General features: G+C 41.9%; 16 protein-coding genes and 2 tRNA genes. All 18 read left to right on the top strand.

Features of this window, described 5'->3' with window-relative positions:
* The first annotated feature begins 11 nt into the window (after positions 1-11).
* The 18 genes from A6J31_RS06330 (at position 12) to A6J31_RS06245 (ending at position 22524) form a co-directional block, all read left to right on the top strand.
* Positions 12-749 carry a Stp1/IreP family PP2C-type Ser/Thr phosphatase gene (locus tag A6J31_RS06330; protein ID WP_037604753.1) on the top strand — a complete coding sequence of 246 codons (738 nt, stop codon included), beginning with the start codon at positions 12-14 and terminating at the stop codon, positions 747-749.
* A complete protein-coding gene (gene pknB / locus A6J31_RS06325) occupies positions 749-2620 on the top strand; it encodes a Stk1 family PASTA domain-containing Ser/Thr kinase (RefSeq protein WP_080610731.1) in 1872 nt (623 codons plus the stop codon). The genes A6J31_RS06330 and pknB overlap by 1 nt, the downstream gene beginning before the upstream one ends.
* A 148-nt stretch (positions 2621-2768) precedes the next feature.
* Positions 2769-3527 carry a potassium channel family protein gene (locus A6J31_RS06320; protein ID WP_080610730.1) on the top strand — a complete coding sequence of 253 codons (759 nt, stop codon included), beginning with the start codon at positions 2769-2771 and terminating at the stop codon, positions 3525-3527.
* 163 nt (positions 3528-3690) lie between these two features.
* Entirely contained in the window at positions 3691-4389 is a 699-nt protein-coding gene (liaF, locus tag A6J31_RS06315) for a cell wall-active antibiotics response protein LiaF (RefSeq protein ID WP_013990238.1), read from the top strand.
* Positions 4386-5396, top strand: coding sequence for a sensor histidine kinase (locus A6J31_RS06310; RefSeq protein WP_045768527.1), 1011 nt, complete (start codon positions 4386-4388; stop codon positions 5394-5396). Before liaF ends, A6J31_RS06310 begins: the two co-directional genes overlap by 4 nt.
* Entirely contained in the window at positions 5386-6030 is a 645-nt protein-coding gene (locus A6J31_RS06305; RefSeq protein WP_002884791.1) for a response regulator transcription factor, read from the top strand. The genes A6J31_RS06310 and A6J31_RS06305 overlap by 11 nt, the downstream gene beginning before the upstream one ends.
* A 301-nt stretch (positions 6031-6331) precedes the next feature.
* Positions 6332-6403, top strand: a tRNA-Gln gene (locus tag A6J31_RS06300).
* Between the two features lie 29 nt (positions 6404-6432).
* A tRNA-Glu gene (locus A6J31_RS06295) sits at positions 6433-6504 on the top strand.
* 220 nt (positions 6505-6724) lie between these two features.
* On the top strand, positions 6725-7243 hold the full coding sequence (gene rimM, locus A6J31_RS06290) for a ribosome maturation factor RimM (RefSeq protein ID WP_070656576.1): 519 nt from the start codon (positions 6725-6727) through the stop codon (positions 7241-7243).
* On the top strand, positions 7233-7952 hold the full coding sequence (trmD, locus tag A6J31_RS06285) for a tRNA (guanosine(37)-N1)-methyltransferase TrmD (protein ID WP_002886864.1): 720 nt from the start codon (positions 7233-7235) through the stop codon (positions 7950-7952). The genes rimM and trmD overlap by 11 nt, the downstream gene beginning before the upstream one ends.
* A gap of 1 nt (position 7953) precedes the next feature.
* Positions 7954-8952 (top strand): NAD(P)/FAD-dependent oxidoreductase, encoded by a 999-nt coding sequence (locus A6J31_RS06280; protein ID WP_080610729.1) that lies wholly within the window; start codon positions 7954-7956, stop codon positions 8950-8952.
* Positions 8953-9034: 82 nt separating this feature from the next.
* Positions 9035-11449, top strand: coding sequence for an FtsK/SpoIIIE family DNA translocase (locus A6J31_RS06275; protein ID WP_080610728.1), 2415 nt, complete (start codon positions 9035-9037; stop codon positions 11447-11449).
* A 213-nt stretch (positions 11450-11662) separates the two neighbouring features.
* Positions 11663-13858, top strand: a complete 2196-nt coding sequence (gene pulA, locus A6J31_RS06270) for a type I pullulanase (protein WP_080610727.1) — start codon at positions 11663-11665, stop codon at positions 13856-13858.
* Positions 13859-14027: 169 nt separating this feature from the next.
* Positions 14028-15908, top strand: coding sequence for a 1,4-alpha-glucan branching protein GlgB (glgB, locus tag A6J31_RS06265; protein WP_080610726.1), 1881 nt, complete (start codon positions 14028-14030; stop codon positions 15906-15908).
* Between the two features lie 190 nt (positions 15909-16098).
* On the top strand, positions 16099-17241 hold the full coding sequence (locus tag A6J31_RS06260; RefSeq protein ID WP_014634805.1) for a glucose-1-phosphate adenylyltransferase: 1143 nt from the start codon (positions 16099-16101) through the stop codon (positions 17239-17241).
* Positions 17231-18367, top strand: coding sequence for a glucose-1-phosphate adenylyltransferase subunit GlgD (glgD, locus tag A6J31_RS06255; RefSeq protein WP_014634804.1), 1137 nt, complete (start codon positions 17231-17233; stop codon positions 18365-18367). Before A6J31_RS06260 ends, glgD begins: the two co-directional genes overlap by 11 nt.
* Positions 18364-19794 (top strand): glycogen synthase GlgA, encoded by a 1431-nt coding sequence (gene glgA, locus A6J31_RS06250; protein WP_060971510.1) that lies wholly within the window; start codon positions 18364-18366, stop codon positions 19792-19794. The genes glgD and glgA overlap by 4 nt, the downstream gene beginning before the upstream one ends.
* Before the next feature lie 324 nt (positions 19795-20118).
* Entirely contained in the window at positions 20119-22524 is a 2406-nt protein-coding gene (locus tag A6J31_RS06245; protein ID WP_080610725.1) for a glycogen/starch/alpha-glucan phosphorylase, read from the top strand.
* Positions 22525-22660: the final 136 nt, after the last annotated feature.

Below are 22660 nucleotides of genomic sequence, written 5' to 3'. Positions count from 1 at the left end.
GAAAGAAAACTATGGAAATATCATTATTAACGGACATTGGCCAAAAACGGTCAAACAACCAAGATTTTGTTAATAAATTTGTCAACCAAGCTGGTGTTACCCTTGTCGTTGTTGCAGACGGAATGGGTGGACACCGTGCTGGAAATATTGCCAGTGAGATGTCAGTAACTGACCTTGGTCGTGACTGGATTAACACTGATTTTCGTGAGTTGAGTCAAATTCGTGATTGGATGATTGCTGCTATTGATGCAGAAAATCGTAAAATCTATGAGCTTGGCCAAAACGAAGAATATAAGGGAATGGGAACAACTATCGAGGTTCTTGCCTTTGTTGATAATGCTGTGATTTTCGCCCATGTCGGGGATTCACGTATTGCCCTTATCCGTAATGGTGAGTATAAGCAATTGACGAACGACCACTCTTTGGTCAATGCTCTTATCAAGGCTGGTCAGTTGACTGAAGAAGAAGCAGCGGTTCACCCACAACGTAATATCATTACGCAATCTATTGGGCAAGCTGCTCCGATTGAGGCTGACCTTGGTGTCCAACAATTGGAACCAGGAGACTATATTTTGGCTAATTCAGATGGTTTGACCAATATGATTTCAGTTGAACAGATTGTTCATATTGTCAACAGCCCTGGTTTCGTCGAAGAAAAAACGAGTCGTTTGGTAGCTGCAGCCAATGAGGCTGGTGGTCATGATAATATTACCGTTGCTCTCATCAAAATAGAAAGTGAGGAAGGATAATGATCCAAGTTGGCAAATTGTTTGCTGGACGTTATCGAATCCTTAAGTCTATCGGGCGTGGTGGTATGGCGGATGTTTATCTGGCTAACGACCTGATTCTGGATAATGAAAGAGTAGCTATTAAGGTGCTACGTACCAATTACCAAACGGATCAGGTGGCTGTGGCGCGTTTCCAGCGTGAAGCGCGTGCCATGGCAGAACTCAGTCATCCTAATATCGTTGCTATCCGAGATATTGGCGAAGAAGACGGCCAGCAGTTTTTGGTGATGGAGTATGTAGATGGTTCGGACTTGAAGAAATATATTCAAGACCATGCGCCACTTTCTAACCAAGATGTTGTGCGTATCATGGGGGAGGTTCTTTCCGCCATGACTCTTGCCCATCAAAAGGGCATTATCCACCGTGACCTTAAGCCACAAAACGTTCTTTTAACTAAGGACGGTACAGCCAAGGTTACAGACTTCGGAATTGCGGTTGCCTTTGCAGAGACTAGTCTAACTCAAACTAACTCTATGTTGGGGTCTGTCCACTACCTCTCACCAGAGCAGGCTCGTGGATCGAAAGCAACTATCCAAAGCGACATCTATGCTATGGGTATTATGCTTTTTGAAATGTTAACAGGTCATATTCCTTACGATGGCGATAGTGCTGTAACCATTGCACTCCAACATTTCCAAAAGCCACTCCCATCGATTTTGGCAGAGAACCGTAACGTTCCCCAAGCCTTGGAAAACGTGGTTATTCGAGCAACAGCCAAAAAACTAGAAAATCGTTATAATAGTACTTTGGAAATGAGCCGTGACTTGGTAACGAGTTTGCATCCTAGTCATCGACGCGATGCCAAGGTAGTCTTTGATGATATGACGGATACCAAGACCTTACCGAAGGTTGATCCAGTTCCATCAGCAAGCCTTGAGAAAAAGGCCGTTGCTGCTGAGCCATCAGAGCCTACACCTGCTCCAAGTAAACAACCGAGGAAGAAAACGACACCAGCTAAGAAGAAAAAGAAGAATTTCTTCTCAACCTTACTCAAGGTTTTCCTAGGACTTGTCTTTATTGGTATTATCATCTTTGCCTATTTGGTATTTACCAATCCTGATAATGTCCAGGTGCCTAATGTGGTCGGTCAAGAGTTGTCCACAGCTCAGACTAAAATTGAGGGTGCTGGATTTAAGGTAGGAGAAGTTAAGGAAGTGGAAGATGACTCTGTCGATACAGGCAAGGTCATCAAGACTGATCCTACAGCTGGAACCACACGAAAAGAGGGATCAAGCATTGATGTCTATGTTTCTTCTGGTAGTAAAGGTTTTGCGTTGAAAGACTACAAAGGTAAAAACTACAAAGATGCCATTGAGGACTTAACTTCGAATTATGGCGTTTCTGAGGACCAAATTGATATTCAGCATGTCGAAGACGACAGTGCTGAAGAGGGAGAAATCCTATCTCAAAGTCCAGGGAAAAACAAGTCTTTCAATCCTAAGGATAGTAAGGCCAAGATTAAGTTCCGTGTGGCAACTCCTAAGACAGTTACCATGCCTGATGTGACTGGTTTGACGGTTTCAACAGCGGTTCAAACCTTGAATCGTAAGAGTATCTCAAGTAGTAGTATCGAGTATCATGACTATAATACTGGTGCCAAGTTAGACAAGGATAAGGTTCCTAGCAGTACAGAGGTCCTTTATCAAGATCCACAAGCTGGTACAAGCGTTGATGGTTCAGTGATTCTCTATGTTTCGGTTGCAACAGCAAGTTCAAGTCTACAGTCAAGCTCAAGCAGTACGACACACTCGTCATCCACGAGCTCAAGTACTGACAGTACAACTTCAAGCACTGAAACCTCGACAGAGGCTACTCACACAGAGCTACAGTAGTTTTAAATAACTAAGGTAACAAAAAAAGAGAGGTTATTTCATCTCTCTTTTTTTGTTATCTAGAGTTCTTGTCGATAGCTTAAAAAGCCTGCTTGCCAGGGGTCAGAGATTCTTTTATAATGAAGACATCACATATAGGAGAGACGCTATGAGAAACCGTAGAAAACTGAGAAGGTATATCATCACCTACGATATCGTCATGACGGTCCTGGCCCTGATTTCCATTGGCTTGGTTATCTTTGATTTGGTTGGATTAATTTCAATTGGAAGGCGACCTTTCAGAGTGATAGATCAGTCTATAACGCTCATCTTTGCCATTGATTATGCGATTCGTTTCTCCTTGGCACCTCGTAAGCGAATTTTTGTTAAAACGCATGTCTTGGACTTGTTGGCTATCATTCCCTACAATGAAGTCTTTACCTTCCTTCGTTTTTCAAGGGTGGGACGCTTTGCTCGTTTGGCCAAACTCTCCCGCTTAATTGGTTTGAGTAGTAAGCTCAAGCACATTTCCAATCGCATTAATCGCAGAAATGGCTTTTATTTTCTGCTTTCGGTTAATAGTATTATCATCCTTATCAGTAGTGCTGTCATTGCCCGAGTAGAGCACCATAATTTTATTGATGCTATTTGGTGGTCTGTAGCAACGGTTACCACAGTAGGTTATGGAGACATCGTCCCTCGAACATTGGTAGGTAAGGCCGTTGCGGTCGTTCTTATGTTTAGTGGGATTGCCACTCTGGGCTTGTTAACAAGCTCTCTCAATAATATTTTTGTGCGGTCAGGTCGTCAGACTGAAAGAAAATTGGCTGAGATTGAGAAGGAGTTGGCAGAGCAGCGTGTCATACTGGAGGAAATCAGAAGTACGGTGCAACTCGTAAATAGTAAAATGGACAAAACTGACGATTAAGATTTTTGAATGAAAGACGGTGTTTCCTGTAATGGAGGCACTTTTTTTGCTTTCTGCGGCCCCTTTTCTATCTTGCTTAGTCGGTGCTCAAACTGGGTCTTTTTGTCAATTGCCTTAAAATTTGATAGAATGAAGCCTGTATACTTTTATTTGAGAGGTCCTTATGACCAAATTTAATTTTTTCTTAGTGGTGGAAGCCCTGCTTTTGACTCTGGGCCTGATCACCATCTTTAATAATGATATTACCAGTTTTATTTTCATTCTGGTATTGACCTTGTTGGCCGTTCGCTTTTTTAACAAGGAGTCCAAGAGTGATTTTGTCTTGACCATCTGTTTGATCTCACTTTTTCTGGTTTCCATGTGGAATATCTATGTGGTGCTTGCTATCCTAGTGGGTGTGGCCTATGTCATGATAAACCATTTTTCACAGGTTAAGAAAAAGAATCGCTACGCCCTCATCCAATTCAAAGAAGATAATTTGAATCCTCGAGCTGTCCGAAATCAGTGGATTGGGACTCGTATGGAACCTGTCAGTGATCGTTATGACTTTGACGATATCAATATCATCCGTTTTTTTGGGACAGATGTGATTGATTTGACCCAGGTTATTGTTTCGGGGCGAGATAATGTCGTGATTTTGCAGAAACTCTATGGACCGACGACTATCTTGGTACCAATTGATGTTTCCGTTAAACTCAACATATCAGCAATCTATAGCTCTGTCACCTTCTTTAATGAAGATGAATACGACCTTCGTTATGAAAGTTTGACCTTGCAGGGGGCAGAGTATGAGCATGCTCATCGGACGGTTAAATTGATTCTCAATGTGGGAGCTGGACCAGTGGAGGTACGTCGCAAATGAAGAAACAGTACCTATTTTTAATCCTGATTTACTCGGTGGTTGTTTTGGTTGGCGTTACCCTTGTAGTGATGGATAGCTTTAACCTCAACTTTTCACTGGTTTTCGGCAATCTGTCTCAGGCCTTCCACTTCCTTTTTAACATGTTTTTTGTGGTTCTGAGTTTGCTCATTTTGCTTTATATTCTCTGGGCCATTGCCAATGATAACAGTATGCGTTCAGTCAATCAGGATTTACGCCGCATTATCAATAATCAACCAGTCAAACGTCAGGGAGATATTGAGTTAGACAAGAATATGATGCGCCTGTCTCATAAGATGCGTAAATTGACTAAGGACTTGCAGAAAACTGAGAATGCCCAAGCTCTACAAAGTCGTGATATTATCAAGAAGGAGAGAGGTCGTATTGCTCGGGACCTTCACGATACCGTTAGTCAGGAACTTTTTGCGGCTAGTATGATCTTATCTGGTGTATCTCAGATGGCGGATCAGCTAAGTAAGGAAGATTTGCATAATCAAATCCAGGCGGTTGAGGCTATGCTTACAGACGCTCAAAATGATATGCGTGTCTTGCTTTTGCATCTTCGTCCGACAGAGCTTGAGAACAAGACCTTGCAAGAAGGCTTGCAGATGATTCTTAAGGAATTAACCGATAAATCCAATATCCATGTCGTCTACAAGGATATGGTTAAGAAAGTGCCCAAGCGTATTGAAAATAATCTCTTTAGGATTGCCCAAGAGTTTATCTCTAATACCCTTAAACACGCCAAGGCTAGCCAGATAGAGGTTTATCTCTATCAAAATAGTCAGGAAATTCAATTGAAAATGTTGGATAATGGTGTTGGTTATGATTTAAATGCGTCGACTGACGAGATGAGTTATGGCCTGAAAAATATCCAAGAGCGAGTCGATGAAATGGCAGGAACTGTGCAGTTCCTATCTGCTAAAGGTAAGGGGACATCTATTGATGTTCGTGTGCCCATATTAAGAGGAGAAGACAATGTCGAATAAGATAAATGTGATTTTGGTCGATGACCATGAGATGGTCCGTTTGGGCCTTAAGAGTTTCTTGAATCTCCAAGGAGATGTCGAAGTCGTTGGAGAGGCAGGGAATGGTCGAGAGGGTGTCGATCTTGCCTTGGAACTGCGTCCAGATGTCGTCGTTATGGACCTTGTCATGCCTGAATTAGATGGTGTTCAAGCGACTTTGGAATTGCTCAAAGAATGGCCTGAAGCCAAGATTTTGGTTTTGACTAGCTATTTGGACAATGAAAAAATCTATCCAGTCATTGAAGCTGGTGCCAAAGGCTATATGCTTAAAACTAGTAGTGCGGCAGAGATACTCAATAGTATCCGAAAGGTTTACCGTGGTGAAGAAGCTATCGAAACTGAGGTGGACAATAAGATTAAATACCATGATAGTCATCCGGACCTACACGACGACTTGACGGCACGTGAACGTGATATCTTGGCCCTTCTGGCTAAGGGGTATGACAATCAAACTATTGCTAATGAGCTATTTATTTCATTGAAGACCGTTAAAACTCACGTGTCTAATATCCTTGGAAAACTTAATGTCGATGACCGTACTCAGGCTGTCGTTTATGCCTTTAGACATCATTTGGTTTCGCAGGATGATGAATAAAGCTATCAACTAAGTTTGTTATCTAGGGGTCAGGGAGGGGGATCATAACTATTAACCCTAACTCGGATTTTGCGAGTCAAATTCTTTGACTTTATTTCTAGCAAAACATATAATTAAACCATCCTAAAACTTTTCTTTTTTCATATGAGGTTGAAGCGACCTCATATCATCTATCTAAGTTCGCTTAGATGATGAAATCTCCTAACTCCTAGCAATCGGTATTTCCGGTTGCTTTTTTTGAAAAAAGTTTAAAAAAGTGTTGACAGCCTACTAGTTTTTCTGTAGAATAATAAGAGTCTTTTGGGGTATAGCCAAGCGGTAAGGCAAGGGACTTTGACTCCCTCATGCGTTGGTTCGAATCCAGCTACCCCAGTTCTACCTGAGGGTAGAGACACAGATTATGGTCCGTTGGTCAAGGGGTTAAGACACCGCCTTTTCACGGCGGTAACACGGGTTCGAATCCCGTACGGACTATAAGTACCAGCTAGAGAAAGCTGGTTTTTTTGTGTCCTTTTTGATAAAATAGAGGGGTTGACTGGCCTAGGTCAGACATTTTATACCACTTTAAAATCATAAATAACGAGACCTCGACCCGAAGAAAAAACTTTGTTTTGTGATGGCTGTCATATGATGATAAGCAGTTGGTCGAGTCGTGGTTTTATTTGAATAAGAAAACAGATAATAAGGAAATGCAATGACATACTATAACGTTGGAAAGATTGTGAATACACAGGGCTTGCAGGGCGAACTTCGTGTTTTGTCTGTAACAGATTTTGAGGATGAGCGTTTTAAGAAGAAGAGTGTCCTAGCCCTTTTTGATGACAAAGATAATTACATCATGGATGTCGAGATTGCGAGTCACCGTAAACATAAGAACTTTGATATCGTTAAGTTTAAAGGACTTTACCATATCAATGATGTAGAGAAGTATAAAGGCTGCAGTCTTAAGATTGCTGAGGAAAATCTAACAGCCCTTGATGACGGTGAATTTTACTACCATGAAATCATTGGCCTTGATGTTTATGAAGGTGATACTTTGATTGGTCAGGTCAAAGAGATTCTCCAACCGGGTGCTAATGATGTTTGGGTAGTGAAACGTAAAGGCAAGAAAGACTTGCTCTTGCCATATATCCCACCTGTAGTTCTCGATGTTGATGTCGCAGCTGGCCGTATTGAGGTTGAGCTCATGGAAGGATTAGACGATGAAGATTGATATCTTGACCCTATTTCCAGATATGTTTGCTCCCTTAGAGCATTCCATTGTTGGTAAGGCAAAGGATAAGGGGCTTCTAGAAATCAACTATCACAATTTCCGTGAAAATGCGGAGAAGGCTCGTCATGTAGATGACGAACCTTACGGTGGCGGACAAGGCATGTTGCTTCGTGCCCAGCCAATTTTTGATACCTTTGACAAGCTAAATGTCACTAAGCCTCGCGTTATTCTCTTAGATCCTGCTGGTCGTACCTTTGATCAGGCCTATGCAGAAGAATTGGCGCAGGAAGAGGAATTGGTCTTTATCTGTGGCCATTATGAGGGCTATGATGAGCGCATCAAAACTTTGGTGACAGACGAGATTTCCTTGGGAGACTTTGTCTTGACTGGGGGAGAGCTGGCTGCTATGACTATTGTAGATGCTACTGTTCGCTTGATTCCTGAGGTTTTGGGTAAGGAAGCTAGTCATAAGGACGATAGTTTCTCATCAGGGCTTTTGGAATTTCCACAGTACACTCGCCCAGCTGAGTTTCGCGGCATGAAGGTGCCAGATGTGCTCTTGTCAGGCCACCATGTCAATATTCGACGTTGGCGTATGGAGCAGAGTTTGCGTAAGACCTGGGAGCGTCGACCAGATCTTTTGGAAAACTATGACTTTACGGATGAAGAACGTCAGATTTTAGAAGAGATAAAAGCAGAAGGAAAATAAAATGTCAGAAGAAAAGATTTATGATATTACCATTATCGGTGGTGGACCAGTAGGACTTTGGGCTACCTTTTATGCCGGTCTACGTGGCATGACTGTTAATATTATTGAGAGTCTGTCAGAGCTTGGTGGACAGCCTGCCATTCTCTACCCTGAGAAGAAAATCTATGATATCCCTGCCTTTCCTCAAACAACAGGTGCGGAATTGACAGAAAACCTCTTGACTCAGCTTAAGCGTTTTGAAGACCGTGTCAGCATTCATTTGAAAGAGGAAGTTCAAACCTTTGAAAAGACAGATGGTATTTTCACAATTACTACTAGCAAGGGCCAACACTTGTCTAAGGCTATCGTCATTGCCTGTGGAAATGGTGCCTTCGCTCCACGTCCTTTAGGTGTGGACAATGAAGAAGATTATGCGGATAATAACTTGTTCTATAATGTGCATAGCCTGGACCAGTTTGCTGGCAAGAAGGTTGTGATTGCTGGGGGTGGCGATTCAGCTGTTGACTGGGCCAATCACTTGGATGGCATTGCTGAAAGTGTGACCTTGATTCACCGCCGTGATGCTTTTCGTGCCCATGAGCATAGTGTAGAGCTTCTTCATCAATCATCAGTTAATGTGATGACGCCTTATGTACCCCTTGAAATCAAGGGTGAAAATGGTTTTGCCAAAAGTTTGACTGTTCAAAAAGTGAAGTCAGATGAAGTTGTGGAATTGCCGCTTGATGCCCTTATTGTTAGCTTTGGCTTCTCAACCAACAATAAAAACCTTCGTAACTGGAATATTGACTTCAAACGCTCTAGCGTTACGGTTAATGCACAGTTTGAAACTTCACAAGAAGGTGTTTATGCTATTGGTGATGCAGCAGAATATGAAGGTAAGATTGACTTGATTGCTGTGGGAATGGGTGAAGCTCCTATCGCTATCAACCAAGCTATTCAATATATTGATCCAGATGGTAAGAATCGTCCGGTTCACTCAACATCGTTAATTGAAGAATAATGTCAAAAGAAGACTTTGTCTTTAATCTAAGGAGAGACTTGTCTCTCTTTTTTCATGTCTAAAAACGTGGTATAATACACCTATGGCTACAACGAAAAAAACGAAAAAAGGGGCGGCTTCTAAGAACGGTAAGAAGCGTCTTACAAAAGCAGAATTAGACAGACAGAAGGCGATTAAGCGAATGCTATGGACCTTCTTTTTTGCCTTTGTCTTAATTTTCCCAGTCTTTCGATTGGGTTTCTTTGGGGTTACCCTCTATAATATCTTTCGAGTATTTGTGGGGAGTATGGCTTACCCTTTAATTTTTGCTATCTATGTTTATCTCTTTGGCTTTAAATGGTTACGTAAACACAGTAACTATGTCACAGGATTTTGGATGGTCTTTGCGGGGCTCTTGTTGGAGTTTCACGCCTATCTCTTTAGTCTAGAACGCATGAGTGGTCTGGATATTTTCCCTGGTACCAAGGACTTGCTTTTTGGGGAACTTGTGAGTGTGCAAGTCGCTCGTTTTGCGGGTGGTGGTATGCTAGGGGCTCTTTTGTATCAGCCTATTTCTTTCCTCTTTTCAAATATCGGTAGCTTCATGATTGGTGTATTGATCATTCTCCTGGGTGCTTTCATTCTTAGCCCTTGGGATGTCTTGGATATCATGGAGTATGCTAAGGAAGCTTGGCAGAAAGGGGCTGAAAAGCGTTTGGAACGGACGGCTCAGCGTCAGGAGAAGAAGGCAGAACGTCAGGCTCAGAAAGAACGTGAAGCAGAAGAACGTGCCGAAGCCGAGCGTCTGGCTGATTTAACTGTCGACGAGGAGACGGGAGAAATCTTAGATGATGCCGCAGAGGCCTTGCCACAAGAAGCTGAGATTTTTGCACCTGAACCTGAAATCAGTGATTATGCCTCTGAGGACTACTATGATAATCTGCCTCCAGAGGATTATGAGGATTTCCAAGAAGATTATGCACCTTATCCAGAGGATGTGCCAAGCGAGGAGTTTCCGCCATCTATGGTGGTTGAGGGAGATGATGCTCCTGTCGAGGTTGATTTCACGCCTAAGGAACTCCTGCAGTATAAATTACCTCATATAGATCTCTTTGCACCTGATAAGCCTAAGAGTCAATCTAAAGAGAAGAACATCGTTCGTAAGAATATTCGAATCTTAGAAGATACCTTCAAGAGTTTCAATATTGATGTCAAGGTTGAGCGGGCTGAAATTGGGCCGTCAGTGACCAAGTATGAGGTCAAGCCTGCTGTTGGGGTCCGTGTCAATCGCATTTCAAATTTAGCTGATGACTTAGCTCTGGCTCTAGCTGCGAAAGATGTTCGTATTGAGGCACCCATTCCTGGAAAATCTTTGGTTGGTATCGAAGTGCCTAACTCAGAGATTGCGACGGTTTCTTTCCGTGAACTTTGGGAACAGTCCAAGACGGATCCTAATAAGCTCTTGGAAGTTCCTCTCGGTAAGGCGGTTGACGGTTCGGCTCGTAGCTTTGATTTGGGTCGGATGCCTCACTTGCTAGTCGCTGGATCAACAGGTTCTGGTAAATCGGTTGCGGTTAACGGTATCATCTCTAGTATTCTTATGAAGGCTCGTCCAGATCAGGTTAAGTTCCTCATGGTCGATCCGAAGATGGTTGAACTTTCGGTTTACAATGATATTCCTCATCTCCTTATCCCTGTAGTGACTAACCCACGTAAGGCCGCTAAGGCTCTTCAAAAAGTGGTAGATGAGATGGAAAATCGTTACGAACTCTTTAGTAAGTTTGGTGTGCGTAACATTGCTGGCTACAATGCCAAGGTTGAAGACTGGAATGCCCAGTCGCAAGAAAAACAGATTCCCTTGCCTTTAATTGTGGTTATCGTTGATGAGTTGGCTGACTTGATGATGGTAGCCAGTAAGGAAGTGGAAGATGCCATCATTCGTCTGGGACAAAAAGCGCGTGCTGCGGGAATTCACATGATTCTCGCCACTCAACGTCCGTCGGTTGATGTTATCTCTGGTTTGATTAAGGCCAATGTGCCATCTCGTGTGGCCTTTGCGGTGTCTTCAGGAACAGATAGTCGTACCATTTTAGATGAAAATGGGGCAGAAAAGCTACTCGGACGTGGGGATATGCTTTTCAAACCGATTGATGAGAACCACCCTGTTCGTCTACAAGGTTCCTTCATCTCTGATGATGACGTGGAACGTATTGTGACCTTTATCAAGGATCAGGCTTCAGCTGACTATGATGAGAGCTTTGATCCTGGTGAAGTTTCTGAAAATGATTTTGGTGGAGGTTCCTCTGCCAATGGTGGTAGCTCAGAAGGTGACCCACTCTTTGAAGAGGCCAAGGCTTTGGTCCTTGAAACACAAAAAGCAAGTGCTTCCATGATTCAACGTCGTCTGTCAGTTGGTTTCAACCGAGCCACTCGTTTGATGGAAGAGTTGGAAGAAGCAGGCGTTATCGGACCAGCTGAAGGTACCAAACCACGTAAGGTTTTGATGACTCAAGAATAATGGACTGGAAAGAGTCTCAAGCCTAGTTCTAAAGGAATTAAAATCGACAAAAGAAATGAGAAAAATGAGTGTTTTGCCATTTATTTTCTCATTCTTTTTTTATGTTCAAAATAGACCAAAAAATTGCAAAATATTCCATAAGAACGCTTACAAAACGAACATTTTCTGCTATAATAGGAGAAAAAGTGAGTAATAAAAACTAAGGAGTAAAAAATGGACAATTTATTAACCGTTCATTTTCATAGTATGCATGGCGACTATTCCAGATACAGTATGTGGAAGTGGCTAGATGGTTATTGGGGCGAAGAAGCCCATTTTTCACGTGAAGATGATTTTGGCCTTGTTGGTCAGGTTACTTCTCCCTCCAATCGTTTTATTGATTCTGTCAATCTTTTGGTCAAAACGGAAGACTGGTCGAGGCAAACACATGATTACCGTGTCCGACGCTTCCTAGGGGATGCTCCCAATGCTATTTGGATAGTTGAAGGTGATCCAACTGTTTATTATTCTAAACAGGCAGCCTTGACTAGCCATAGTTTCGAAGGTCGCGACCAGCATGCCTTTGATATGGCTCTCCGAAGACAGGAATTTGACCAGAAGTGGGGCTTTCAAGGATGGTTAGGTCATAAGTATGAAAAAGGGGCTACAGAGTTTCGCCTTTGGTCACCTATAGCTCGTCGTGTGCAGCTCTTGCTTTTTAAAAAGGGCAGTAAAAACCCTAAGATCATTAAGATGAGCCGAGGAACCAGTATCAATAAGGACCGTCATGAGATGAATACTCACGGTGTTTGGAGTGCCACTGTCAAAAAGGACTTAGATGGGGTAGCCTACCAATTTCGTGTGTACCATGAGGAGAGCTTCTATCAGGATACGAGAGACCCCTACAGTATTGCCCTTAGCTTAGATAATAAAAAAAGTTTGGTGGTCAATCCTAAGAGACTTGTCCCAAGAGGGTATGAAAAGGTTACTAAGCAAAAAGCGAGCTGGCGTAAGGCAAATGCTTGCTCATCCGTAATCTGTGAAATGCACCTCCGTGACTTCTCGATTTCAGAGACGTCTGGGGTTAAGAAGTCCTATAGAGGAACCTATCTAGGTGCTTGTCAGAAAGGGACTAGAAATGCCCATGGAGATGTGACTTGTTTTGATTACCTCAAACGTATGGGCTACAACTATGTCCAACTGCAACCGGTCTTTGATCACCATAAAACCTACGATAAAGGTGGGAAGCTTCTCTGCAACTGGGGGTACGATCCTGAAAATTACAATGTTCCGGATCGTCAGTTTGCTGCTGATCAAAAGAATCCCGTGGCACCAATTTTAGAGCTTAAGAAAATGATTCAGGCCTACCATGAGGCAGGAATAGGGGTTATCATGGATGTGGTTTATAACCATACTTACTCATCTTACAGCTCTCCTTTCCAACTATCTGTGCCGGCTTATTACTACCGTATGCATGACAATGGGTCTTTCCAAGATGGATCAGGCTGTGGAAATGAGACAGCCAGTGAAAAGGAAATGTACCGTAAGTATATGATTGATTCTTTGACCTATTGGGCTGAAGAATTTGGAGTGGATGGTTTCCGTTTTGACCTTATGGGCTTACATGATGTTGCTACGATGAATGCTATTCGTTCAGCCATGGATGATATTGATCCTAGGATTCTTCTTTATGGTGAAGGATGGGATATGGGAATTGGACTTCCTGTAGACCAAAAGGCCAAGAAGGATAATGCAGCCTTGATGCCTAGAATCGGATTTTTCAATGACAATGCGCGTGATGCGGTTAAGGGAGCAGAGGTCTATGGACATATCAGCAATGGCTATGTGTCTGGAGCACCATTGGAAGACCAGATTGCCAAGAGTCTGCTTGGTAGCCGTGGTTTTGTAAACTACCTCATGCCAGGTCAGGTCCTTAACTATATCGAAGCGCATGACAACTACAATTTGAATGATTTGATGCACCATTTGCATCCACATGATTCGCCAGAGGATATTGAGAAACGTATCTACTTGGCAAATGCCCTCAATCTGACTATGCAGGGGATGTGTTTCATGCAATTGGGACAAGAATTCCAGCGCACTAAGATGGTTGCCACAGGCGAAGATGGCAATTACACGGAAGCGGATGTCAAGCGTGCTATGAATAGCTACAATGCCCCTGATGAGGTTAATAGGGTGGATTGGAATCAAGTGACTCTTAAGAAAGACTTGGTTGCTAAAGTTGCTAAATTAATTGAGCGTAAGCAAACCGTACCAGAATTGTCATATCGTTCTTATGCAGATATTTACGATAATCTCTATGTCGCAAAAGCGGAGTACGATTCAGGTATTGTTGAATTGCACATCTCAGGAAAATTACGTGAAACTTTGGTATTCAACAATATGAAAAAAGATTTGGAGATTTACTGACAAGAATAGCAAAAAATGTTATAATACAGTAAACGCTTACATAAGTGGTTTTGTTTACTTGTAAGCCCTATCGGTCTGAAGGGTTTTCTAGTGTATTTACATATATTTCAATGTTTTAATTTCTTGATAGTTAAATCTATCAAGGCTAATTTAAGGAAGGAGTGATGGTATGAATCTCGATGAAGCCATGTACACGTTTGGAACAGGTGAGAACTTCCACCTTCAGAATTATCTGGGTGTGCATGAATTAGAGGGAGAAGAAGGATTTGTCTTCCGTGTGTGGGCCCCTCATGCTGAGCAGATTCAGGTAATTGGAGATTTCACAGGTTGGTTTGATGAACCTCTGGATATGACCAAAAACCATATCGGTGTTTGGGAGGCGACTTCAGCTCTCCCTCAAGAAGGACAACTCTATAAGTTCTTGGTGAAACGTAAGGGAGGTCAAGTCGTCGAAAAGATGGATCCTTTTGCGACTTACTTAGAGCCTCGTCCTGGAACAGGAGCTGTGATTCGTAAGAAGAAAACTAAGAAGTGGAAGGATGGCCTTTGGATGGGTCGTCGTAAACGCTTTGGTTTCCAAAAACGTCCGGTTAATATCTATGAAGCTCATGCATCATCTTGGAAACTAAAAGAGGATGGTCAACCTTATACTTTCAAAGAATTGAAAGAAGAGTTGATTCCATATTTGGTTGAGATGAACTATACCCACGTGGAATTCATGCCACTCATGGCTCATCCTCTTGGGATGAGTTGGGGTTACCAGCTTATGGGTTACTTTGCTTTTGAGCATACCTATGGCACACCAGAAGAATTTCAAGATTTCGTAGAAGCATGTCACCAGAATAATATCGGTGTCTTGGTAGACTGGGTCCCAGGTCACTATACACAGAATGACGATGCTTTGGCCTACTTCGATGGTACACCAACTTTCGAATATCAGGATCATGATCGAGCTCATAACTATCGTTGGGGCGCACTTAACTTTGACTTAGGAAAAAATCAAGTTCAGTCTTTCCTTATCTCAAGTGCTCTTTACTGGATTGAAAATTATCATATCGATGGTATCCGAGTGGATGCGGTATCTAACATGCTCTATTTGGACTATGATGAGGGTCCATGGATGCCTAATAAGGATGGTGGTAATCGTAACTTGGAAGGTTACGGCTTCCTTCAAAAGCTCAATCGTGAAATTAAAAACCGTTATCCAGATGTCATGATGATTGCGGAAGAATCAACTGCGGCAACGCCAATCACACAACCGATTGAAGAAGGTGGTCTAGGTTTCGACTTCAAATGGAATATGGGTTGGATGAACGATATCCTCAAATTCTACGCAGAAGATCCAGTTTACCGTCAGTATGACTTCAATCTGATGACCTTCAGTTTCATGTATTGCTTCAATGAAAACTATGTTCTACCTTTCTCACATGATGAAGTGGTTCATGGTAAGAAGAGTATGATGCATAAGATGTGGGGTGACCGCTATAATCAATTTGCTGGTCTTCGTAACCTCTATGCTTACCAACTCTGTCACCCAGGTAAGAAATTGCTCTTTATGGGTTCTGAGTTTGGTCAATTCTTGGAGTGGAAGTTTGATTATCAACTCGAATGGGGTAATCTTGAAGATGAGATGAACCAGAAGATGCAGGCCTTTACTAGCCATATGAATGCTTTCTACAAGGACCATAAATCTCTCTGGCAGATTGATGATTCTTACGATGGTATTGAGATTATCGATGCGGATAACCGTGCTGAAAGTGTTCTTTCCTTCATTCGTAAAGATGATAAAGGCGATAAGGGTGACTTCCTCGTCTGTGTCTTCAACCTAGCTCCAGTGGAACGTCAAAACTTCACTATTGGATTGCCAGTAGCTGGTATCTACCAAGAAGTGCTTAACACTGAGATGGAAGAATTCGGTGGCGTTTGGAAAGAAGGAAATCCTGAAACCCGTACCCAAAAAGCGAAGTGGAAGGACTATGAAAATACCCTTAGCTTCACCCTACCTGCTCTAGGAGCAAGTATCTGGCGTGTAAAACGTCGTTTGAAATAAAGGGTAGACTTAAACGTGTACACGATTTGTTTTTCGGGGTGATAGATAGAAAATCACAATTCTAAGATGCTTTTGATTTTCGAACTGTTACTATTAGTGAAAAACTTACTTTAATTGTCATAATCAGTTTCGACTGATTATCTCGTCATCCTTTTTGGGATGAAACTAAAAATCATGAGGGGGACTATTCATGAAAAATGAAATGTTGGCTTTGATCCTTGCTGGTGGGCAAGGAACTCGTCTTGGAAAATTGACCCAAAGTATTGCCAAACCAGCCGTTCAGTTTGGTGGACGCTACCGTATCATTGACTTTGGTTTGTCAAACTGTGCCAATTCAGGGATTAACAATGTTGGTGTCATTACACAGTATCAACCACTTGCTTTGAACAACCATATCGGAAATGGTTCAAGTTGGGGCTTGGATGGTGTTAACTCTGGTGTATCAATTCTTCAACCTTACTCAGCTAGTGAAGGTAATCGTTGGTTCGAAGGTACCAGCCACGCTATTTACCAAAACATTGACTATATCGACAGCATCAATCCTGAATACGTTTTAATCTTGTCTGGTGACCATATTTATAAGATGGACTATGATGACATGCTCCAAGCACACAAAGACAACAACGCGAGTCTTACTGTAGCAGTTCTTGATGTGCCACTTAAGGAAGCTAGCCGTTTCGGTATCATGAACACAGACGCTAATAACCGTATTGTCGAGTTCGAAGAAAAACCTGAAAATCCTAAATCTACTAAGGCATCAATGGGTATTTACATCTTTGACTGGAAACGTCTTCGCAATATGTTGGTTTCAGCTGAAAAGAGTGCCGTTGATATGTCTGACTTTGGTAAGAACGTTATTCCTGCCTATCTTGAAACAGGTGAAAGCGTCTATGCTTATGAATTTGAAGGCTACTGGAAAGACGTAGGTACTATCGAATCCCTTTGGGAAGCAAATATGGAGTATATCTCTCCTGAAAATGCCTTGGATAGCCGTAACCGTCAATGGAAAATTTATTCACGTAACATGATTGCTCCACCAAACTTCTTTGGTGAACATGCTGAAATTGAAGACTCACTCGTTGTTGATGGCTGTTTGGTTGATGGAACTGTTAAACATTCAGTGCTCTCAACAAGTGCCCAAATCCGTGAAGGTGCGGTCGTTGAAGATTCAGTGATTATGAGTGGTGCAGTTATCGGTAAAGGTGCAAAAATTAAACGTGCGATTATCGGTGAAGGGGCACACATTTCTGATGGCGTGGAAATTGACGGTACAGAAGAAGTGCAAGTCGTAGGATACAATGAAGTAGTGGGGGTACCAAAAGATGAAGATTGATAAATATTCTGCAATTCTAGGAAATACCGTAGGATTCCATGACATGGATGGTTTGACTGAGCACCGTCCTATTGCCAGCCTACCATTTGGTGGAAAATATCGCCTCATCGACTTCCCATTGTCTAACTTGGCTAACGCTGGTATCCGTAGCGTCTTTGGTATCTTCCAAAATGAAAACATCAGTTCTGTTTTCGACCACATTCGTTCAGGTCGTGAGTGGGGCTTGTCAACACTCCTCAGCCACTACTACCTTGGTATTTATAACACTCCAGTTGAAAGTTCAACGGTTGATGAAGAATACTATCGTCAAATTTTGACTTACCTTAAACGTTCAGGGTCAGACCAAACGGTAGCGCTTAACAGTGATGTTTTGGTCAATATTGATCTTAACCAAGTTTTCCACCTTCACAATACAACAGAGCGAAAAGTTACTGTTGTCTACAAAAAACTTCCGAAAGAACTCATTTCAGATGTAAACAGCATTTTGGAAATTGATGAATCTGACAAAGTGCTTGGCCATGAACTCTTCCAGGGTGGAGATAAAGAAGTTTACAATATGTCTACAGATATCTTTGTTGTGGATACACCATTCTTGATTGAAAAATTGGAAGAAGAAGCAGCTAAAGAAGAACCACGTAAGCTTCGTTATGTACTTCGTGATTTGGCAGTTGCTGAAAATGCTTTTGCTTACGAGTACACTGGTTACCTTTCAAATATCCACTCAGTGAAAGCGTACTTTGATGCTAACTTGGATATGTTGGAATCACAAAAATTCTATTCACTTTTTGCACCAAACCAAAAAGTTTATACAAAAGTAAAAAATGAAGAGCCAACATACTATGCAACTTCTTCTGAAGTTAAAGTGTCTCAGTTTGCATCTGGTTCTATTGTACGTGGTAAAGTGGAACACTCAGTGGTTTCACGTAATGTAGATTTGGCAGAGGGTTCAAGCGTGAGCCACTCAGTTCTCTTCCCACGTGTTAAAGTTGCTAAAGGCGCTACAGTTGAGTATGCGATTGTGGATAAAGGTGTTGAAATTGCTGAAGGTGTTACTATTCGCGGTACAGAAAACAACCCAGTTGTCATCAAAAAAGGTAGCGTTGTAACAGAGGATATTGTACGATGAAAATTTTATTTGTAGCAGCTGAAGGTGCGCCTTTCGCTAAAACAGGTGGCCTAGGTGACGTTATCGGTGCCCTTCCTAAATCTCTTGTTAAAAATGGTCACGAAGTTGCCGTAATTCTCCCTTATTATGATGTGGTTTCGGCTAAATTTGGCGATCAGGTTGAAGACCTTGGCTTCTTCTATACAAATGTTGGTTGGCGTCGTCAATATGTCGGCATCAAGAAAATTGTCCGTGATGGTGTGACCTTCTTCTTCATTGATAATGAGCAGTATTTCAACCGTGGTACGGTATACGGTGAGTGGGATGATGGTGAGCGTTTTGGTTTCTTCCAAATGGCTGCCCTTGAGTTGATGGAAAAAGTGGACTTTATTCCAGATATTCTTCATGTTCATGACTACCACACAGCCATGATTCCATTCCTTCTCAAGGAAAAATACCATTGGATCCAAGCTTACCAAGGTATTAAGACAGTCTTCACTATCCATAATATTGAATTCCAAGGTCAATTTGACAGTGGTATGCTTTGGGAAATTTTCGGTGTTGGTTACGAGCGTTATGCTGATGGTACCCTTCGTTGGAATGATTGCCTCAACTGGATGAAAGCAGCTGTTCTTTACGCAGACCGTGTCACAACAGTTTCACCATCATATGCTGGTGAAATCCAAACACCTGAATTTGGTAAAGGCCTTGATCAAATCATGCGCATGGAATCTGGTAAGTTATCTGGTATTGTTAATGGTATCGATACGGACCTCCTTGATCCAGAAACAGATACTCACATTCCTTATCATTTCTCAGTGGATGATTTGTCAGGTAAAGCCAAAGACAAGGCAGCGCTTCAAGAGCGTGTTGGTCTTCCAGTTCGAGAAGACGTTCCATTGATTGGTATTGTGTCACGTTTGACAGACCAAAAAGGTTTCGATTTGGTGGTTAACGAACTTCACAATATCTTGCAACATGATGTTCAGATTGTTCTTTTGGGTACTGGTTATAGCGACTATGAGAATTCTTTCTCTTGGTTTGGTCATGCTTACCCAGAAAAAATGTCTGCCAACATTACTTTCAACCTAGAGTTGGCTCAACAAATTTATGCTGGTTGTGACATTTTCCTTATGCCTTCAGCCTTTGAACCATGTGGGCTCTCACAAATGATGTCTATGCGTTATGGTACTTTGCCAGTGGTTAGTGAGGTTGGTGGTCTTCGTGACACCGTTGAACCTTACAATCCTGTAACGGGCTCAGGTACAGGCTTCTCATTTGGTAACTTCTCAGGTTACTGGATGGTTCAAACCCTTGAAAAAGCTCTCGATGTTTATGAAAACAACGCTGATGCTTGGAAACAACTCCAACACAATGCGATGACACGTGACTTCTCATGGGATACAGCAAGTTTGGCATATGTTGATTTGTACAAACAATTAGTATAATTCCAAAGATAACTTTTCTCGCGAGGGAAAAGTTATCTTCGTGTAAAGCGTTTGAAAACGCTTCTAAAATTATTTAGCCCCTAAGTTTTGCTTGGTAGAGATTATAGAGAAAGCATCTAAAAGTCTGAATAGAAGAATAACTCTAATCATGTTATAATATAATTGACTGTTTTGACAGTTTTGTAAATAAAGATTTTGAAATGTCTGTTTCGAATCTTGTCTGGCAAGGTTTGGAAGTTTGAGTAAAATTTCCAGTTCCCTCTTATCTGAAAGATACCTGTAAGAAGTGTATTGAAGATAAGGAAGTAGTAAGAAAGGATTTCTATGCAACTCGAAAATTTAACAAAAGAACAATTCATCCGTGACTTTAAGGATACTCTCCATCAAGAGCAGTTGATTAAAGTTGCCAAGGCCACACCAACGGAGATTTTTACTGCCTTGGCTGGTTTGATCCGTAAATATTACACAAATACATGGATTGAACGTAACCATGCACTTTCAGACAATCAAGAAAAGATTGCTTACTACTTCTCGATTGAATTTCTTCCAGGTCGTATGTTGGAAACTAACCTTCTCAACCTTGGGATTCTTGACCTTGTTAAAGAGGGATTCGCAGAACTTGATATTGACTTCCGTGAAGTTGTAGAAGCTGAGCATGACATGGCACTTGGTAATGGTGGTCTTGGTCGTTTGGCTGCTGCCTTCATGGATTCACTTGCGACTACTGGTTATCCAGGTTTTGGTAATGGTCTTCGTTACCGTTACGGACTTTTCAAACAACGTATTGTGGATGGTTACCAAGTGGAACTACCAGATGGTTGGTTTGGTTCAACAGGAAATGTTTGGGAAACACGTAAGGACCACGATATTGTCGATGTAAAACTCTTCGGTGATGTTGTCCTTGAAAGCAATGAAGATGGTCGTTTTGTTCCAACTTATAAGAACGCTCAAGTCCTTCGTGCCGTACCTTACGATGTGCCACAAATTGGTTACCAAAATGGTGTGATTAACAACCTTCGCCTTTGGGATGTTGAAATTCCTGAAGAATACGAGTTGGATTACCCAACTTTGGAAGCACGCCGTCGTGTGAAAGATATTACTGCTATTCTTTATCCAGATGATTCGACAATTGAAGGTAAAGAATTGCGTTTGGTTCAAGAGTACTTCATGACAAGTGCCGGTCTCCAAACAATCATCAAATCTTACCTCAAGATGGGCTTGCCATTGAAAGATATCCACGAAAAAGTATCTGTTCACATCAATGATACGCACCCTGCGGTTGCACCAGCTGAATTCATGCGTCTCCTCCTTGATGAGTATGGTCTTTCATGGGAAGATGCTTGGAATGCGACTGTTAAGACTATGAGCTACACTAACCATACTATTCTTCAAGAAGCCCTTGAAAAATGGGATCAACAGCTCTTCAAACGTGTCCTTCCACGTGTTTACCAAATCATCTTGGAAATCGACAACCGTTACATCGCTGAAATGGCTGGACGTGGCGTTGCTGCAGATGTTATCGAACGCACACGTATCGTTAAGGATAACCAAGTCCACATGGCTAACTTGGCTATCATTGGTGGTCACTCAGTCAACGGGGTTGCCAAACTCCATACAGAACTACTTAAAGAAGATACCCTTCACGATTTCTATACTATTTATCCTGAAAAATTCAATAACAAGACAAATGGTATCGTTCAACGTCGTTGGACACAAATTGCAGCTCCAGAACTTTCAGCAGCCATTGATGACGTGATTGGTGACGGTTGGCGTAACGACATCCATGAGCTTGAAAATCTTACAACTTACTTGGATGACAAGGAAGTCTTGAACCAGTTCTATCAAGTTAAGAAGACTGCTAAACAACGTTTGGTAGACTACATCAAGGAAACAACAGGCGTAGAAGTGTCTACAGATGCTATCTTTGATGTTCAAGTGAAACGTCTTCACGCTTACAAACGTCAATTGCTTAACCTTCTTCACATTATCAAACTTTATTGGGATCTTAAAGATAATCCAGATAAAGACATGGTACCTCGTGTCTTCATCTTTGGTGCCAAAGCTGCCCCTGGTTATCACTTTGCTAAATCTGTTATCAAACTCATCAACGAAGTTGCCAACCTTGTTAACAATGATGAAAGCCTTCAAGGAAAACTTAAAGTGGTCTTCCTTGAAAACTACCGTGTCAGCCTTGCGGAACTTATCATTCCAGCAGCAGATGTCTCTGAGCAAATCTCATTGGCTTCTAAAGAGGCATCTGGTACATCAAACATGAAATTCATGATGACTGGTGCTATTACCTTGGCAACACTTGACGGTGCCAACATTGAAATCAAGGACGAAGTAGGCGATGAGAATGTTGTCATCTTTGGTATGGACAAGGACGAAGTTTATGAACACTATGCACGTCACGATTACTACTCTCGTGCAGTTTATGAAAATAACCCAGTCATTCGTCGTGTCGTTGATACCTTTGTTAACGGTACGATTCCAAATGCTCAAGCTGAAGGTACTGAAATTTACGAAGCCCTCATCACCCACAACGATGAGTACTTCCTCTTGGAAGACTTCGCTGCTTATGTAGAAGCTCAAGAGAAAATCGATGCGCTTTATCGTGATCATGACAAGTGGGCACGTATGAGCTTGGCTAATATTGCTAAATCTCATAAATTCACTTCAGATGATACGATTACAGAGTATGCTAAAGAAATTTGGGAATTGAAAAAATAGGCGATAGCTTATGAATCACAAAAAAAGATAACGACTAGAAATGGTCGTTGTCTTTTATTTCTTACGAAGAGAGGTGACGTAGAAATCCAAGTAGCATTTATACATGGCAGTAGGAGTTTACCCGCAGATCTATCTT

The sequence above is a fragment of the Streptococcus sp. FDAARGOS_192 genome (genome assembly GCF_002073815.2).
Classification (GTDB): Bacteria; Bacillota; Bacilli; order Lactobacillales; family Streptococcaceae; genus Streptococcus; species Streptococcus salivarius_H.
The sequence above is the reverse complement of the archived record's forward strand: the minus strand, read 5'-3'. Positions and strand labels throughout refer to the sequence as shown.

Bases quoted from the DNA above. Each gene is read 5' to 3' on its own strand.
- A6J31_RS06330 (WP_037604753.1), top strand. From the start codon at position 12: ATGGAAATATCATTATTAACGGACATTGGCCAAAAACGGTCAAACAAC.
- pknB (WP_080610731.1), top strand. From the start codon at position 749: ATGATCCAAGTTGGCAAATTGTTTGCTGGACGTTATCGAATCCTTAAG.
- A6J31_RS06320 (WP_080610730.1), top strand. From the start codon at position 2,769: ATGAGAAACCGTAGAAAACTGAGAAGGTATATCATCACCTACGATATC.
- liaF (WP_013990238.1), top strand. From the start codon at position 3,691: ATGACCAAATTTAATTTTTTCTTAGTGGTGGAAGCCCTGCTTTTGACT.
- A6J31_RS06310 (WP_045768527.1), top strand. From the start codon at position 4,386: ATGAAGAAACAGTACCTATTTTTAATCCTGATTTACTCGGTGGTTGTT.
- A6J31_RS06305 (WP_002884791.1), top strand. From the start codon at position 5,386: ATGTCGAATAAGATAAATGTGATTTTGGTCGATGACCATGAGATGGTC.
- rimM (WP_070656576.1), top strand. From the start codon at position 6,725: ATGACATACTATAACGTTGGAAAGATTGTGAATACACAGGGCTTGCAG.
- trmD (WP_002886864.1), top strand. From the start codon at position 7,233: ATGAAGATTGATATCTTGACCCTATTTCCAGATATGTTTGCTCCCTTA.
- A6J31_RS06280 (WP_080610729.1), top strand. From the start codon at position 7,954: ATGTCAGAAGAAAAGATTTATGATATTACCATTATCGGTGGTGGACCA.
- A6J31_RS06275 (WP_080610728.1), top strand. From the start codon at position 9,035: ATGGCTACAACGAAAAAAACGAAAAAAGGGGCGGCTTCTAAGAACGGT.
- pulA (WP_080610727.1), top strand. From the start codon at position 11,663: ATGGACAATTTATTAACCGTTCATTTTCATAGTATGCATGGCGACTAT.
- glgB (WP_080610726.1), top strand. From the start codon at position 14,028: ATGAATCTCGATGAAGCCATGTACACGTTTGGAACAGGTGAGAACTTC.
- A6J31_RS06260 (WP_014634805.1), top strand. From the start codon at position 16,099: ATGAAAAATGAAATGTTGGCTTTGATCCTTGCTGGTGGGCAAGGAACT.
- glgD (WP_014634804.1), top strand. From the start codon at position 17,231: ATGAAGATTGATAAATATTCTGCAATTCTAGGAAATACCGTAGGATTC.
- glgA (WP_060971510.1), top strand. From the start codon at position 18,364: ATGAAAATTTTATTTGTAGCAGCTGAAGGTGCGCCTTTCGCTAAAACA.
- A6J31_RS06245 (WP_080610725.1), top strand. From the start codon at position 20,119: ATGCAACTCGAAAATTTAACAAAAGAACAATTCATCCGTGACTTTAAG.